Raw genomic sequence first — 15,209 nt, 5'->3', positions numbered from 1 at the left:
CTTCTTAACCGGAGGATTCCATGGCGAAGCTGACTTACAAGATCGTCGAGCATGATGGCGGCTGGGCCTACAAGGTCGGCTCGACATTTTCCGAGACTTTCCGCACGCACCAGGAGGCGCTGCGCGCCGCCGAGATCGCCTCGTCCGAACAGCAGGTTGCCGGCACCACCGACGGCATCCAATATGAGGACGCCGAAGGCACGTGGCACGACGAACTCGCCGACGGCCGCGACCGCCCGCAAACCGAAGTCTCCGACTAGGCGAGTTGGAACCGCCCCGCGACTGGCGAAGCCGGAAGGCCTCGCACCGGCCGCTGGTGGCTATGCGGCACTACTTACCGCAGTAGTTATCGTTGACGTTCTGTTGCGAGTTGGCATCCGGACCGGGTGTGTTGTGGGCACACGGCCCGATGCCACCGGTATTCCCGTAGGTGGTCAGCCCGGAGCCGCCATTGATGCTGCCTGTGGTATAAGGATCTACCTGCTGCCTCGTGTCGGGGCGATGATCGCGGTGCCACCACCACCAGTCATCGGATGACTGCGCCATGGCTGCGCCACCCATGGCCAGCACCAGCGCCGAAGCTGCAATGAGTCTTGTAATCATTGGATTCTCCATTCTCTTGATCGCCAAAAAAACGGGCGCCAAGGCCCTGGCGACACCAACGAAACCCTGGGTTGGGTGCGAAGGTTCCCCTGGAAATTCCGGGTAGGACAGAATGTCCGACACATTTGCGTGACGCCGCGTGAAGAGCCGCGAGCCCCCACCAAGGTCAATTGCGGTCAATGCGCGAAAGCGCGCGCGGCGATACGCTGGACGAAGGCGACGACCCGTTCGGGGTCGTAAATTGCGGCATGTGGCCCAGGCCTTCGATCCGCTCAAAGTCGAGGGCGTCGATCTTGTCCAGCATCGGTTGGCCATGGACCGCCTCGCCGATTACCTGGTCGCCGGTGCCGAACAGAATGCCTGCCGGCATCGCAATTTCGCGGTAAGACCGTTCGATTTCGCCAAGATCCCGTTCCACGGCCACGACATCGGTGGAGGTGGCGAAATAGTGGGATGGACGCAGCCCAAGCCATCCGCCGCCGCCGATCATGTAGTCTGCCGGAACCGCTTGCGGCGCGAAAATGAACCGCAGCGTCGGCTGCGCGTAACGGAGGCTGAGCGGTATCGCCACCGTATAGGCCAGGACACGGCGCAGCAGTCGTGACGGAACATAGAGCAGGTCAAATCCCTGACGCCCCCTCGCTTCCAGATGCGTCAGCGGCGAGAGCAGCGCAATGCCGGAAATCGCGGTCGGATGCCCGGTCGCCAGCGCAAGCGCGATGGCCCCGCCGAGCGAATGGCCGACGACCAAAGGCCGTTCCAGGCGCAATTCCTCGATGAAGCGCCGCACGATATCAGCCTGCTCGGGCAGCCGGCCGGTGGCCCCGCTCGCCCGAACTGAATAGCCGGAGCCCGGCCGGTCGAGGGCGATCAGCCGGTAGCCAGGACCGAAGCGGCCGAACAGCGTCTGGCGGAAGTGGTGGAGTTGAGCGCCCAGCCCGTGCACAAAGATGATCGGCCTGCCGTCGCCCTCTTCCACATAGTGGATGCGGTTGCCGTCGATCTCGACGAATTTGCCGCAAGCCGGCACCAGTCTTTCGGCCTTTGCCGCAATCCACCAGGTCGCAACTGTCACGGCCAGCACGGCAAGCGCCGCCGCGACGAGCAAGCCGGCGAGCAACCACAGGACAAACGACATCAGCATGTTTTCACCCCAAGCCGACCGACCGCACCATATCCGCAACGGCCGCCGCCACAAGCGCTGATCCGGCTTTCGCATTGCGGCCCGCCGCGGGCCGCGTTATCTCAGGCGACCTTTGCTGCCGGAGCCCGCCATGCCTGAAATCGTCACCGCCGCCATGCTCGTCATCGGCGACGAAATCCTCTCCGGCCGCACCAAGGACAAGAACATCGGCCATCTCGCCGACATCATGACGGCGATCGGCATCGACCTGAAAGAAGTGCGCATCGTCCCCGATGAGGAGGACGAGATCGTTGCGGCGGTGAATGCCCTGCGCGCTCGTTATACCTACGTCTTTACCACCGGCGGCATCGGCCCGACGCATGACGACATCACCGCCGACTCCATCGCCAAGGCCTTCGGCGTGCCTTGCGAATACGACGCCAAGGCCTATGCGCTGCTCGAAGCAAGCTACGCCGGGCGCGGCATCGAGTTCACCGAAGCGCGCAAGCGCATGGCGCGCATGCCGCGCGGCGCCGACCATATCGACAATCCCGTCTCGGTCGCGCCGGGCTTCCGCATCGGCAACGTCCATGTCATGGCCGGCGTGCCGTCGATCTTCCAGGCCATGCTCGACAATGTGGTGCCGACGCTCAAGGCAGGCACCAAAATGCTGTCGGCCACGGTGCACTGCCCCTTCGGCGAGGGCCTGATCGGCGGGCCGCTGGCCGAGATCCAGAAGGCGCATCCAGGCACCATCATCGGCTCCTATCCCAAATATGGCGACGGCAAGTTCTGGACCGAGCTCGTTGTCCGCGCCCGCAGCGAGGAAGCGCTCGAGGCCGCGCGCAAGGACGTCGAGGAGATGGTGGCGGGCTTGGCCAAGGCAGGCTGATCCGCGGCTGGAACCAGTCAATGCGCTGAGGCGTTCCCTTGCCGCGCAGATGCGCGGGGTAAACAATTGAGGGACCAGCCATGCGCTTCAAGACGATTGTGGCCATTTTGCAGAACGAACAGGACGCCGAGCGCGTGCTCGATTGCGCCCTTCCGCTTGCCGAAAGATTCGAGAGCCATCTCGTCGGCATCCATGCCGAGGCGCTTCCCGTGCCCTACACATCGGCCACGGGCTTTCCCGACACCGAATTCCTGCAGGTCTCGGCCGAGATGAACAAGGAGCGCGCCGACAAATTGCAGGCCTATTTCCTCAAGCGGATCGAGGAATCCGGCCTCTCCTTCGAATGGCGAAGCCTGGAGAGCTTTTCCGGCGACAGCGCGCTGACCGGCATATCGAGCGTGCGCGCCGCCGATCTGATCATCGCCGCGCAGCGTGACACCGGCGGCGATCCGAGCGCCGATGTCGACACGCTGGTCTACGATGCCGGCCGGCCGGTGCTGGTCGTGCCGCATGACGGCCCGCTGGTGACAACCTTCAGGCGTGTGTTGCTGGCCTGGAACGGCAGCAAGGAAGCGGCCCGCGCGGCCTTCGACGCCCTACCCTTCATTGCCGAGGCCGACAAGACCGACATTCTCGTCATCGATCCGCCCGAGAGCCTGGACGAATCCCCCGAAGCGGCCGGCGCCGAGATCGCGGCCGCCCTGTCGCGCCACGGCGCCAATGTTAGCGTCTCGGTGCAGAAGTCGGATGGCTCGGCGATCGACGACATAATCCAGTCGAGGATGGCCGAATCCGGCACCGACCTGCTCGTGCTCGGCGCCTACAGCCACTCCTGGCTGCGCCAGCTCCTGTTCGGCGGCGTCACCCGCACGGTGCTGCGCAGCACGAATGTAGCCGCTTTCCTGTCGCGGTGACGCCGGAGCAACTCCGGGAAAAGCGCGACACGGTTTTCCGTCCGCGATGATATCTCAGTCACGCTCTCCAACGGAGGTCCACCGGTCTCCCGCGGAAGATCGTCGGAAATTCAGGTCGAGGGCCGTCTCACCTGCGATGGTCAAACATCATCCGGGGACGTTCATCCGCTGTCCCTTGCCAAGAGCAAGGCTTTCCAGCTAATTCCGCCTGCATTCCATTGTTTCCGCGCGCTGATGGCGCGCGCTTGCGGAGTGCGCGAACATGTCCCTTCCCGAAAAAGCCTTTCCCGTCTCCTGGGACCAGTTCCACCGCGACGCCCGCGCGCTTTCCTGGCGGCTGTCCGGCGCCAACAAGGGGCAATGGAAAGCGATCGTCTGCATCACGCGCGGCGGCCTGGTGCCCGCCGCCATCATCGCGCGCGAGCTCGGCATCCGCGTCATCGAGACGGTGTGCGTCGCCTCCTATCATGACTACACCAGCCAGGGTCAGCTGCAGGTCCTGAAGGAGATTTCGCCTCCGCTGCTCGCCGATGACGGGGCCGGCGTGCTGATCATCGACGACCTGACCGACACCGGAAAGACGGCCGGGATAGTGCGCGCGATGATGCCGAAGGCGCATTTCGCGACGGTCTATGCCAAGCCGAAGGGCCGTCCGCTGGTCGACACGTTCGTCACTGAGGTCAGTCAGGACACCTGGATCTACTTCCCGTGGGACATGGGCTTCACTTACCAGAAGCCGATCGCGGACGATCACGCCGGCTGAACGGCCATCTTATTCTCCAGAGAATCTGCCTTAAACTTCGGTCGTGTAGCCGCGCCAAGGAGCACGACTACTTTGCAGGATCGACTTTTTCTGGTGAGATTTTCCGACAGAGTGAAGTTTTTTACTTTTAAAGCTCATAATTCGCCGTAAGATTCGTAAGGTGGCAAACGATTCTGGAGGCTGGGGCAGCTTCTTACCATGTTGACGAGGCCGACGACGCACAACCAGATGGCCGAAAGAGTCCGGCGGCTCTTCGGCGTTGCGCCTTGTCGCCTTCAGGTTGCCGCCTTGCCTTGGCGCGAGAGCGAGAACGGCGTCGAGATCATGCTGATCACCAGCCGCGACACCGGTCGCTGGGTGCTGCCCAAGGGTTGGCCGGAGGCCAGGGAACCGCTTTGCGAAGCCGCCGCTCGCGAAGCAGGCGAGGAAGCCGGACTGCGCGGCTCCATATCGCATGTTGAAGCCGGCCGCTATTTCTACGCCAAAGTCCTCGCCTCCGGCGAGGAAGTGCCTTGCGAGGTGCTGGTCTTTCCGCTGCATGTCGACCGCGTCGCGGATCGCTGGAAGGAGAAGCGCGCGCGAACGCGCAAATGGGTTGGCCCGAACGACGCCATCCGGATGGTCAACGAACCCGACCTTTGCCAGATCATTGCCGGCTTCTGCGCCGCGCCGCGCAAGTTCGCCTGACCCGCTCAGGCACGGCCAAAATCGTCGGAACTGAGCCGGGTCCAACGATCGCCCATCAACCCGCCGATGAAAATGTCGCCGGAGCGGACCGCTTCGATGACCTCGGCGATTCGCGAGCGGACCATCGTGCCCCCGGCATAGCGGAAGAAGACGTCCTTGTGGCCGAAGAGTTGCGGCATGAACCGGTTCTGCGTCTGCCCGGCGATGCCGACGCAGCCCATCTCCCGCGCAGCCGCGATGAGGCCATCCAGCGTCGCTCCCCAATGGGATCCGGATGCCTGGATTTGCAACAGGTTCGCGATGCCGCCGGCCTGGCCGTAGAAGGCGTAGCAGCCCAGCATCCTGCCCGTTTCGTCGTAAGTCCCGCCGAAATGAAGTGGCCCGTCGGCCCGCTTCTCGGCCGCCAGCGCGAGCAGCCGCGGCAACTCCTCGCCCCTCCAACTCGGCCGAAGGGAGTAATCGGTCATGAGGGCGGGCAGTCGCTCCGCAAATTGGGCCGCATCGATCAGCTCCCGGTGGATCCGTTGGGATGACGAATGCTGGGCCGATGGCTCGAACCTTCTTCTTGCAAGAGCGTCGAACGCTCTCGCGCAAGGATCGAGCGCCAGGCGAGGCAGCCCGGGCCATTTTCGGCGCAGCACGGCGGCGGCCATGGCGCCCGGCCGGAAAATACAGGTCCATTCCAGGCAATGCACCGGCAGCAGCTGGTACTTCATCGGACGCGCGAAGGCCAAGGATGTCCGGTTGGCGGAATCGGTCAGGTACAGGTCGAATTCGCTCTGATGCAGGGCACGCAGCAATTGCGGGCCGGCCCAACCGTGATCGGTGCGGGAGTCGGTCATGAAGGGACCGATGATGGCCGCGCTCAATGCTCTTCCATTGAGCTCATAGCGGGCTTTCAGAACGCCCATGAAGCCACCCAGGCGGCCCTGCGGGTTGATCTGGACAAGAGCCTTGCTCTCATCCCCGTCCAGGTAAAGCCCCCTCATATAGTCCGCCGTCTGCGCGATCGCGCGATCGCGCTGGCGGCGACGATGGCGAAACTTCATCAGGAAGAGCGCGGCGACCTGCTCGAGATCCTCGGCGGTTAAAGGCCGAACCGAGCCATGCTGGGATTCCAGTGGGGCAACCACCTGTCCCGGACTCGCGGAAACAAGATTCATCGTGATTGCCTATACGAAAGCGCTAAAGGCGGTCGTGCTTCTCAAAGGAAATCTCCGCCTGGTCGGTTTCCTGCAAAAAATCCTATAGGCCTTCTTCTGCCACATCTGATTTTCTTTTCTGTAAATACATTCAAATCATTGCTTGAAAGCACGTAAATAGCTAAAATCTAAAATAGAATTTCCTAAAAACTTCGACTTATATAAAGTAGTTTGAAAAACATATTGAGCCGCTCTAACCGCATGACGGGAGAGCGGTTGCAACCGCGTTGCAGCGGACGGCGCCCGGCGGAGGCCGAGCGCCGTCCTTTCCTCAGGCAACGAGGCCCTTGGTCAGCTCGAGCGCCTGACGCTCGAACAGCCGCCGGTAGATGCCGCCGTTCAGCCGGATCAGGTCGTCGTGCGAACCTTCCTCGGCGATACGCCCGCGATCGAAGACCAGCAGCCGGTCGAGCGCGCGCACCGTCGAGAGCCGGTGCGCGATCACCAGGGTCGTGCGCCCGACCATCAATCGCTCCATCGCCTTCTGGATCAGCACTTCCGATTCCGAATCGAGGCTCGATGTCGCCTCGTCCAGGATCAGGATGCGCGCGTCGGCCAGAAAGGCGCGGGCGATCGCCACACGTTGACGCTCGCCGCCCGACAACTTCACGCCACGCTCGCCGACCAGGGTTCCATAGCCCTTGGGCAGGCTGGTGATGAAATCATGCGCGCTCGCGAGTTTGGCCGCATGCTCGATCTCGGCCTGGCTGGCGCCGGGTCTGGCATAGGCGATGTTCTCGGCGAGCGACCGGTGGAACAGGATCGGCTCCTGCTGGACGATGGCGATCTGGCTGCGCAACGAAGCCTGCTCGACCTGTGAGATGTCCTGCCCGTCGATCAGAATCCGCCCGGCACTCACATCGTAAAGCCGCTGGATCAGCTTGACGAAGGTCGTCTTGCCCGAGCCCGAATGCCCGACCAGTCCGATGCGCTCGCCGGCCGCGATATCGACCGAGAAATCGCGGTAAAGCGGCAGAAGGTGACTGCCGTAGTGGAACGTCACCTTGTCGAAGGCGATGTGCCCGTCGGCGATGCGGATCGGCCGGGCGCAGGGCCGGTCCTCGATGCCGAGCGGCTCGGACTGGAAGTCGACCAGTTCCTCCATGTCGTTGATCGAGCGCTGCAGGTTGCGGATATGCGTGCCGATGTCGCGCAGATAGCCCTGCAGCACGAAAAACGAGGTCAGCACGAAGGCGACGTCGCCGGCGCTCGCCTGGCCCCAGGCCCACAGCATGAGGGCAAGACCGATCACCGCCGCCCGCATCATCAGCAGCAGCGCCCCTTGCGTTGTGCCGTTGGCGGTGCCGCGCATCCAGGTGCGGCCGGTGCGCAGGCGCCATTTGGCGACGACGCGCGCCAGCCGCGCTTCCTCGCGAGCCTCCGCGCCGAAGCCCTTGACGACGGCGTTGCAGCTCACCGCGTCTGCCAGAGAGCCGCCCAGCCGCGTGTCCCAGCTGTTGGCGAGCCGTGCGGCAGGCGCGACATAGCCGAGCGACAGCATCGCCGTGACGGCGATGAACAGCACCGAACCGGCGGCCACCACGGCCCCCATCAACGGCCAGAACCAGCCAAGCAGCAGCGTGGAGCCGACCAGCATGACGACCGACGGCAGCAGCGCGATCAGGATCGTGTCGTTGAGCAGGTCCAGCGCCCACATGCCGCGCGTTATCTTGCGCACCGTCGATCCGGCAAAGCTGTTGGCGTGCCAGTCCGTCGAGAAGCGCTGCACCCGATGGAAGGCATCGGCCGCGATGTCCGACATCATCTTCAGCGTCAACTCGACGATACACAGGAACGCGACATTGCGCAGCACGACGCCGGCCAGCGCCAGCGCGATCAAGGTCGAGAACGCCGTCATCGCCGCATTCCAGGCGATTGCGTCGGTTCCGGCGCCGCTGGCGACGGCATCGACCAGGCGGCCGGAATAGAAGGGTGTCAGCACGTCGGCGAGCGTCGAGAGCAGGAAGGCGCTCATAATGAGCGAAAGCCGCCACGGCTGGCGGCGCCAGTGGCTGAATGTAAAGCCAAGCACGCTGCGAAAGGCGCTTGCGCGCAGGTCGATCTTGAAACGAGCCATGATGTCATACGGGCGCAAACGAGCCCGGTCCCGGTAAAAATCGAATTGGAAAACCCGCGTCCGCGCTTTGCGGCGACCCTGAAAGCGGGAGGTTCAGTATGGTAGGCCGCCTGCCCTGAGGCGGCGACCGGCAGCGGCAAATGCCTGTTCCGCGTCCGGCTCTCCGAGAAACCCTCGGAGCGCCGGCGCCGACCTAGGCCTCGCGGCCTCGCATAACGATGTCAAATCCTGCCATACGGTCCTCCCGGAAGGGAATCGCGGAAAGGTTGTTATAGGCAGGCATCAGCCGATCGCCAAGTCGGCCCGTCGCCAAAACGACATCTGGTCCAAGCACTGCGACGAATTTGCAACAACGGCGGGTTGTGCGGCCATTAGACAGTCAGGCTGTCGGCTTGCGATCCAGCCGCATGTAGCGCCCGTCGGTCGACGCCTTGAACCCAAACTTCTCGTAGAGGCTGTGGGCGTCGTTGGTCGAAAGGCTCCAATGCGTCACCATCCCAACCTCCGGGTGATCGATCAGCGCCTGGACGAGCCGCTTGCCGATCCCCCGCCCGCGATGTTCCGGCCAGATGATGACGTCGGCAACATAGGAAAAGACCGTGTAGTCGGTGATCGCGCGGGCAAAGCCGACTTGCCTGCCGTCAAGATAGGCGCCGACGCAAAGCGAGTTGTCGAAGGCGCGACGGTGGGCCTCGTCGGTTCTGGATGCGCCCCAATAGCTTTGCATGAGCTGGTCGGAGGTTGCCCGGAAATCGATCCGCGACAGGTCGAAACTGATTTCAACATCCTGCATGCGCGCGCAATCTCGCGGACTAGCCGCGGTCCCGGAACCGATTGGTGATCGGATAACGGCGGTCGCGGCCGAAATTCTTCCGTGTGATCTTCACGCCGGGCGCCGCCTGGCGGCGCTTGTATTCGGCGATGTAGAGCAGGTGCTCGACGCGCGTCACCGTCGCCCGGTCGTGGCCGCGCGCGACGATGTCGTCGACGCTCATCTCGTTCTCCACCAGGCATTCCAGAATGTCGTCCAGAACCGGATAGGGCGGCAGCGAATCCTGGTCGGTCTGGTTCTCGCGCAGCTCCGCCGACGGCGCCTTGTCGATGATGTTGTTGGGGATCACTTCGCCCGACGGTCCGAGCGCACCCGGCGGCACATGGTTGTTGCGCCAGCGCGACAGCGCGTAGACCTGCATCTTGTAGAGATCCTTGATCGGGTTGAAGCCGCCATTCATGTCGCCGTAGAGCGTGGCGTAGCCGACCGACATCTCGCTCTTGTTGCCGGTGGTGACCACCATAGAGCCGAACTTGTTGGAGATCGCCATCAGGATCGTGCCGCGGGCGCGGCTCTGCAGGTTCTCCTCGGTGATGCCTTCCTGGGTGCCCTCGAAGAGCTGCGTCAGCGCATGCTTGAAGCCTTCGACCGGCTCGAAGATCGGCACGATGTCGTAGCGGCAACCAAGCGCGCGCGCACAGTCCTCGGCGTCCTTCAGCGAATCCTTCGACGTATAGCGGTAGGGCATCATGATGGTGCGCAGCCGCTCTTCGCCCAGCGCATCGACGGCCAAAGCCGCGCAGATCGCCGAGTCGATGCCGCCGGAGAGGCCAAGCACGACGTTCTTGAAACCGTTCTTGTTGACGTAGTCGCGCAACCCCAGCATGCAGGCCCGGTAGTCGGCCTCTTCGCGTTCGGGGATCTTCGACATCGGGCCTTCCGAGCAGACCCAATGATCGCCTTTCCGTTTCCAAGTGGTGACGGCGACCGCCTCCTCGAACTGGCTCATCTGGAAGGCCAGCGTCTTGTCGGCCCCGATGGCGAACGAAGCGCCGTCGAAGATCAGCTCGTCCTGGCCGCCGAGCTGGTTGGCATAGATCATCGGCAGGCCGGTCTCGATGACCTGGCGGATGACGACCTGGTGCCGGACGTCGATCTTGGCGCGATAGTAGGGGGAGCCGTTCGGCACCAGCAGGATCTCGGCGCCGCTTTCGGCAAGCGTCTCGCACACGGCGATGTCGCCCCAGATGTCCTCGCAGATCGGAATGCCGATGCGCACGCCGCGGAAGTTGACCGGACCCTGCAGTTCCGGCCCGGCCTGGAAGACGCGCTTCTCGTCGAACTCGCCATAATTCGGCAGGTCGAGCTTGTAGCGCTCGGCGATGATCTTGCCGCCGTCGGCGAAGACGATCGAGTTATGCGTGCCGCTTTTGCGCTTCAGCGGCGTGCCGACAATGACGCCCGGCCCGCCATCGGCCGTGTCCTCGGCGAGGTCCTGCGCCGCCTTCTCGCAAGCCTTCAGGAAGGAAGGCTTCAGCACCAGGTCTTCCGGCGGATAGCCGGCGAGGAAGAGCTCGGTGTAGAGCACCATATCGGCGCCCTGGCGCGCCGCGTCCGCCCTCGCCTCGCGCGCTTTTGCCAGATTGCCGGCGACGTCGCCGACGGTCGGGTTGAGCTGGGCGACGGCAATGCGCAGGATATCGGGAGCGGTCTTGGTCATGGTACGGATTTAGCGTGGCTGAAATCGCCCCGCAATGGCGTTTGGTTGTGCCACTTAGGATCGATCGAAGATCGTATCCTGACTAATCGGCGGAGCCGATTATGTCCCTGATCGATTGAGGACCGTATCCTGACTAATAGGCGGCGCCGGCAGAGCCGACTATCTCCCTGATCGACGGACGTCGATCGATCCCAACCACTTAGTCGCCCATATATTCGCGCAGCGCCTCTGCCGAGCGGTTCTCGCCGATCGACATCGCTAGGATGCGCGAGATGTGGCGGCGCGGCAGGCCGGTCTCGGCCGACCATTGGTTGATCTGCGCCTGGATCTTGTCGAGGTCCCGCTTCGAGGTCGGGTTTTCGGCGATGTCGAGGCCGGCATCGCGCAATGCCGCCGCCATGTCGGTAGAGACGACAAACGTGTCCCATTCGAGCCAGCGCAGGAAATACTGGCCGGTGTTGCCGCCGAGCCGGCTGCCATGCTTGGCGAGATAGGCGGTCAGGCCGACCTGATCGTCCGCGGGCCAGGAGGCGATGAATTTGCCGAAACTGCCATTCTCCTTCGAGACGCGATCGACGAAGGCGGCATTGTCGCGCACCGACTTGATCTTCTGCGGATTGCGCACGATGCGGCTGTCGGATGCAAGCTCGTGCCAGAAGTCGTCCGGCTGGAACAGAAGCCGCTTCGGCTCGAAGCCTAGGAACGCTTCCTCGAAACCTGGCCATTTCTGCTCGATGACCCGCCACACGAAGCCGGCGGCGAAAATGCGCTCGGCCATGGTGGAGAGGATGCGGTCGTCGGGGATCTTTGCAACCGCCATATTATCGGGCGCGGGGCCAAGCAACTGCGCCAGCACGGCCTCTCCGCCCTTGCGCTTTGCCGCCCGTGCATGGATTTTCTGGAAATCGAGCATCATTGTCCCCGCTTGTTCGCCGCAATCTATCACTTCACGTCCGGCCCGGCAGCCTCTACCTCTATCGACGCCCGGCCGAAGGAGAGGACAAATGAACAAGATCGTCGAAGATATGGCGAACCGTCTGCTCAAGCGAAAGCCGGACGGTTTCGGTCCGATCGAGAGCCGCGTGCTCCAGTCGACGCTCGAGCGCACCACCATCACCCGCGACACCAACAAGGCCGTGGCCTTCCACGAGACCTATGGCGACCGTATTGCCGACACCATCGCCAGGATCGGCGGCTCCTGGTCCTTCATCCTGAGCTTCCTGGCCTTTCTTGTTGTCTGGACTGCCGGCAACGCCTGGCTGCTCACCCGCGACGCCTTCGACCCCTACCCTTTCATCTTCCTCAACCTTGTTCTGTCGATGCTGGCGGCTATCCAGGCGCCGGTGATCATGATGTCGCAGAACCGCCAGACCGAGCGCGACCGCATCGACGCCGCCCATGACTACGAGGTCAATCTGAAGGCCGAGATCGAGATCATGGCCCTGCATGAAAAACTCGACGAGCTTCGCCATAGCGAGATCATCGGCATGCGTGACGAAATCCTGCGCATGGCCGAGCAGATCAGGCGCATTGACGAAAAACTGTCCGCGCGGCCCGCAACGGAATGAGCGAGACTATCCATCGCCTCATCGAGCAATACGGGCTGATCGCGGTCTTCCTGGGTTGCGTGGCCGAAGGCGAAAGCGCGGCGATCCTGGGCGGCTTCTTCGCTCATCAGCATGTTTTCGTGCTGTGGCAGACTTTCTTTGCCGCCTTCCTCGGCGCCTTCGCCGGCGACACGTTCTTCTTCACCCTGGGGCGCAGCTTCGCTGAACATCGCTATGTGAGACTGTTGCGCAGGCGTCCGGGCTTCAGCCGAGCCTATCGCCTGCTCAACACCCATCCCAACATTTTCGTGCTGACCAACCGCTATATCTACGGCATGCGCCTGGTCGGCGGCGTCGCCGCCGGCCTGTCGACCGTGTCCATGCCGCGTTTCGTCATCCTGAATGCCATCTCGTCCGCGGTCTGGTCGGCCCTGTTCAGTGGCATCGGCTATGTCTTCGGCCTGGGCGCGGAGGAAATCGTGGGCCAGGCGTTTGCTCGCCATCAGCGCCTGCTCATCGCCCTCGGCGTCGGCATCGTTATCGCCATGGTCGCCTGGTTGGTAGGCCATCACTTCGCGAAGCGCGAACGCGCCAGGGAAGACCAGGCAGGATCTTGATCAATCCGCGAGGATCAGATCGGCGCGCCGACAAGGCGTTCGATGAGGGCGATACCCCAGACGCCGCCGGCGATCACGATCGAAATCAGCACGGCCAGCGAACCGCAGTCCTTGGCAAGTTGGATGTCGATGTGGAATTCGCGCGAGATTGCGTCGCAGGCCGCCTCGATGCCGGTGTTGAGCACTTCGACCATGATCAGGAGCAGCACAGCACCGATCAGCAGGGCATAGCCGCGCCAGGAAACCGAGATGAACCAGCCGGCCGGCAAGGCGAGCGCCAGCAACAGCAATTCCTGCTGGAACGCCTTTTCGTGGGCGGCCAACTTGCGGAAGGCCCGCACTGAATTGATGAAAGCATCGATCAGCCGCTGCATTCCTCTGCCCCTTTGCGAGTCACCGGCAGGGGATATCGCAATGGTGGGATCAAGGGAATAAGGCAGCCGCTGCAAAATTCATCCGCCCGCGACCTTTATCGACGGCGCCGATTTCTCGAACTGCGGCAACCCGTCCTCGATCGAATAATAATCGCCCTTGTCGCCGACGAAGATGTGGCATTCGCCCTGAAGCCCGCTCGGTTCCTCGAATGAACCAGCCATAACCGAAACATATGCATCGCCTTTCGGCTTCCAGAACAGCACCGAGCCGCATGTCTTGCAAAAGCCACGCTTGGCGAAGTCGGATGCCTCATACCAGGTGAGATTTTCCATGCCTTCGATAACGATGTCGGCGTCCGCTACATTGGTTGCGGCGTAGAAATGGCCGCTCTGCTTGCGGCATTGTGAACAATGGCAATAAATCACGCCGCGTAGCGGGCCCTTCGTTCTGAAACGCACCGCCCCGCACAGGCACGATCCGCTATGATTGTCGTCCATTCCGGCCTCCTTCGACGTCGTCTGCACCGTTCATTGCCGGATGTAGAATTTCAGTTTTGAGATGACCGCGCACCGGAAAATGCGACACCGAAGCGACGCGTTTCAGAAGCTGCCCCTGCACCGCTTTGCACCCTGTGGTAGCAAGGACAATGAGGAAATGCAGGCTATTAAGGAAACTTTAGCAGGACTGCATTTATGATTCCCACAAGCGATGGTCGTGTTGGGGACGCGCCGTCGCAATTCTGATTCAAATCCCCGCGTGAGCGAACGCCGGCGGTGGCAGGTCTCCGGTCGCACTGAAGGGGCAGTGAACAGACATGAAGCCGGCAGCCATTCCGACCGACAGGAATACCGACATCGCCAGCACCGTCGTGACGACGATGCGACAGCTCGGCGTGCTTGGCCTGCCGCGTAACTATGAAATCTTCTACGAGGCGCTCAGCAGCAGCAATCGCGAACTCAGCCTTGCCGTCGTCTCGTTGAGCAACCGCCCAACCCAGGAAGATCTCGACCGCATCGGACGGAGCTTCTTCCCGCAGCACCACGGCCCCGCCATTGTCGAGCACGCCCGTGAAGTGGTCGCCAAGGAGCTCGAGGACATCGCCGCCCTGTTGCGCAGCGAGCGCTCGCATATCGAGAAGTATGGCCGCATCCTCGACGAGACCTCGAGCGGCCTGAGCAATCGCAGCCTGCTTTCGCAAGAACTCCTGCAGAAGATCGCAGGCGCGATGTCGGCCGCCACCAGCTCGACGATCGACCATGGCCGTCAGATCGCCAGCACGCTCAGCGAAAAGACAGCCGAGCTTGAAAGCGTCAAGTCGAAGCTCGAGGAATACAAGCGGCTTGCCGACACCGACCCGCTTACGCAGCTGTGGAACCGCCGCGCCTTCGACAAGGAGATCACCCGGATCTACAACAGCAACCGCGGCATCCTGTTCAACGCCTTGATCCTTGCCGATATCGATCATTTCAAGGACCTAAACGATCGCTATGGCCACCCGGTCGGCGACAGGATCCTGCAGATCATCGCCGAGATCTTCCAGTCTAGCGTGCGTGCCGACATATTTGTCGCGCGCACTGGCGGCGAGGAGTTCGCGCTTATCGTCGAAGGCGCCAGCGAGGAAGCCACATACGAGATCGCCGAGCGCATCCGCGCGCTCGTCGAGCAGACCCCGTTCACCGGCAGCCAGACCGGCATGAACTACGGCACCGTTACCGTGTCGCTGGGCATCTGCATGGCCTCGGAGGCAGAGAACCCCGAAGATCTCTACACCAAGGCGGACCAGGCCCTTTACCGCTCCAAGGTCGGCGGCCGCAACCGTGTGACCAAGCACTCGGCCGTGGTCAGCCGGGCTGGCAAAAGCTGGCTGCTTTACAAAAAAGACTGACACGCCCCTTTCCAGGCGAATTTTTGTGGATT

Annotated in this window: 17 protein-coding genes; 8 read left to right on the top strand and 9 right to left on the bottom strand. The window is 62.7% G+C overall.

Annotated features, from left to right (window positions below; genetic code table 11):
• Positions 1-20: 20 nt before the first annotated feature.
• Positions 21-260 (top strand): DUF2188 domain-containing protein, encoded by a 240-nt coding sequence (locus LB535_RS08575; RefSeq protein ID WP_095765137.1) that lies wholly within the window; start codon positions 21-23, stop codon positions 258-260.
• Positions 261-330: 70 nt separating this feature from the next.
• Here LB535_RS08575 and LB535_RS08570 read toward each other — a convergent pair whose 3' ends face one another.
• Positions 331-603 carry a hypothetical protein gene (locus tag LB535_RS08570; protein WP_224631870.1) on the bottom strand — a complete coding sequence of 91 codons (273 nt, stop codon included), beginning with the start codon at positions 601-603 and terminating at the stop codon, positions 331-333.
• A gap of 166 nt (positions 604-769) precedes the next feature.
• A complete protein-coding gene (locus LB535_RS08565) occupies positions 770-1,741 on the bottom strand; it encodes an alpha/beta fold hydrolase (protein ID WP_224631869.1) in 972 nt (323 codons plus the stop codon).
• Between the two features lie 136 nt (positions 1,742-1,877).
• On the opposite strand from LB535_RS08565, the gene LB535_RS08560 reads away from it, so the two are divergent.
• The 4 genes from LB535_RS08560 to LB535_RS08545 all read left to right on the top strand — a co-directional run bounded on the left by LB535_RS08560 (position 1,878) and on the right by LB535_RS08545 (position 4,982).
• The gene (locus tag LB535_RS08560) at positions 1,878-2,618 is read left to right on the top strand and encodes a competence/damage-inducible protein A (protein WP_224631868.1); all 741 of its coding nucleotides are present in this window, start codon (positions 1,878-1,880) and stop codon (positions 2,616-2,618) included.
• Between the two features lie 80 nt (positions 2,619-2,698).
• Positions 2,699-3,532, top strand: a complete 834-nt coding sequence (locus LB535_RS08555) for a universal stress protein (RefSeq protein ID WP_224525470.1) — start codon at positions 2,699-2,701, stop codon at positions 3,530-3,532.
• A gap of 262 nt (positions 3,533-3,794) precedes the next feature.
• Positions 3,795-4,295: a xanthine phosphoribosyltransferase gene (gpt, locus tag LB535_RS08550; protein ID WP_095765134.1), complete on the top strand. Its 501-nt coding sequence runs from the start codon at positions 3,795-3,797 to the stop codon at positions 4,293-4,295.
• 198 nt (positions 4,296-4,493) lie between these two features.
• Positions 4,494-4,982, top strand: coding sequence for an NUDIX hydrolase (locus LB535_RS08545; RefSeq protein ID WP_224543776.1), 489 nt, complete (start codon positions 4,494-4,496; stop codon positions 4,980-4,982).
• 5 nt (positions 4,983-4,987) lie between these two features.
• Here LB535_RS08545 and LB535_RS08540 read toward each other — a convergent pair whose 3' ends face one another.
• The 5 genes from LB535_RS08540 to LB535_RS08520 form a co-directional block, all read right to left on the bottom strand.
• A complete protein-coding gene (locus LB535_RS08540) occupies positions 4,988-6,145 on the bottom strand; it encodes a hypothetical protein (RefSeq protein WP_224631867.1) in 1,158 nt (385 codons plus the stop codon).
• A gap of 310 nt (positions 6,146-6,455) precedes the next feature.
• Positions 6,456-8,261 (bottom strand): ABC transporter ATP-binding protein, encoded by a 1,806-nt coding sequence (locus LB535_RS08535; protein WP_224631866.1) that lies wholly within the window; start codon positions 8,259-8,261, stop codon positions 6,456-6,458.
• A gap of 379 nt (positions 8,262-8,640) precedes the next feature.
• Complete coding sequence (locus LB535_RS08530; RefSeq protein ID WP_224631865.1) at positions 8,641-9,054, bottom strand: GNAT family N-acetyltransferase; 414 nt, start codon at positions 9,052-9,054, stop codon at positions 8,641-8,643.
• Positions 9,055-9,073: 19 nt separating this feature from the next.
• On the bottom strand, positions 9,074-10,753 hold the full coding sequence (locus LB535_RS08525) for an NAD+ synthase (RefSeq protein WP_224631864.1): 1,680 nt from the start codon (positions 10,751-10,753) through the stop codon (positions 9,074-9,076).
• 199 nt (positions 10,754-10,952) lie between these two features.
• Entirely contained in the window at positions 10,953-11,666 is a 714-nt protein-coding gene (locus LB535_RS08520; protein ID WP_224632084.1) for a DNA-3-methyladenine glycosylase I, read from the bottom strand.
• Between the two features lie 91 nt (positions 11,667-11,757).
• Between LB535_RS08520 and LB535_RS08515 the strand changes: the two genes are divergently transcribed.
• Together LB535_RS08515 and LB535_RS08510 are read left to right on the top strand one after the other, a co-directional pair.
• On the top strand, positions 11,758-12,321 hold the full coding sequence (locus tag LB535_RS08515) for a DUF1003 domain-containing protein (protein WP_224543773.1): 564 nt from the start codon (positions 11,758-11,760) through the stop codon (positions 12,319-12,321).
• Positions 12,318-12,917, top strand: coding sequence for a DedA family protein (locus tag LB535_RS08510; protein ID WP_224631863.1), 600 nt, complete (start codon positions 12,318-12,320; stop codon positions 12,915-12,917). Before LB535_RS08515 ends, LB535_RS08510 begins: the two co-directional genes overlap by 4 nt.
• A 14-nt stretch (positions 12,918-12,931) precedes the next feature.
• Here LB535_RS08510 and LB535_RS08505 read toward each other — a convergent pair whose 3' ends face one another.
• Both LB535_RS08505 and LB535_RS08500 read right to left on the bottom strand, forming a co-directional pair.
• A complete protein-coding gene (locus tag LB535_RS08505) occupies positions 12,932-13,291 on the bottom strand; it encodes a diacylglycerol kinase (RefSeq protein ID WP_095765126.1) in 360 nt (119 codons plus the stop codon).
• Positions 13,292-13,369: 78 nt separating this feature from the next.
• Positions 13,370-13,789, bottom strand: coding sequence for a GFA family protein (locus LB535_RS08500; RefSeq protein WP_140691016.1), 420 nt, complete (start codon positions 13,787-13,789; stop codon positions 13,370-13,372).
• A gap of 317 nt (positions 13,790-14,106) precedes the next feature.
• Here LB535_RS08500 and LB535_RS08495 point away from each other — a divergent pair, with 317 nt between their 5' ends.
• On the top strand, positions 14,107-15,177 hold the full coding sequence (locus LB535_RS08495; RefSeq protein WP_224631862.1) for a sensor domain-containing diguanylate cyclase: 1,071 nt from the start codon (positions 14,107-14,109) through the stop codon (positions 15,175-15,177).
• The last annotated feature ends 32 nt before the right edge of the window (positions 15,178-15,209 follow it).

Source organism: Mesorhizobium sp. CA10 (assembly GCF_020165285.1).
GTDB lineage: Bacteria > Pseudomonadota > Alphaproteobacteria > Rhizobiales > Rhizobiaceae > Mesorhizobium.
This window is presented reverse-complemented; position numbering and strand designations above follow the sequence as displayed.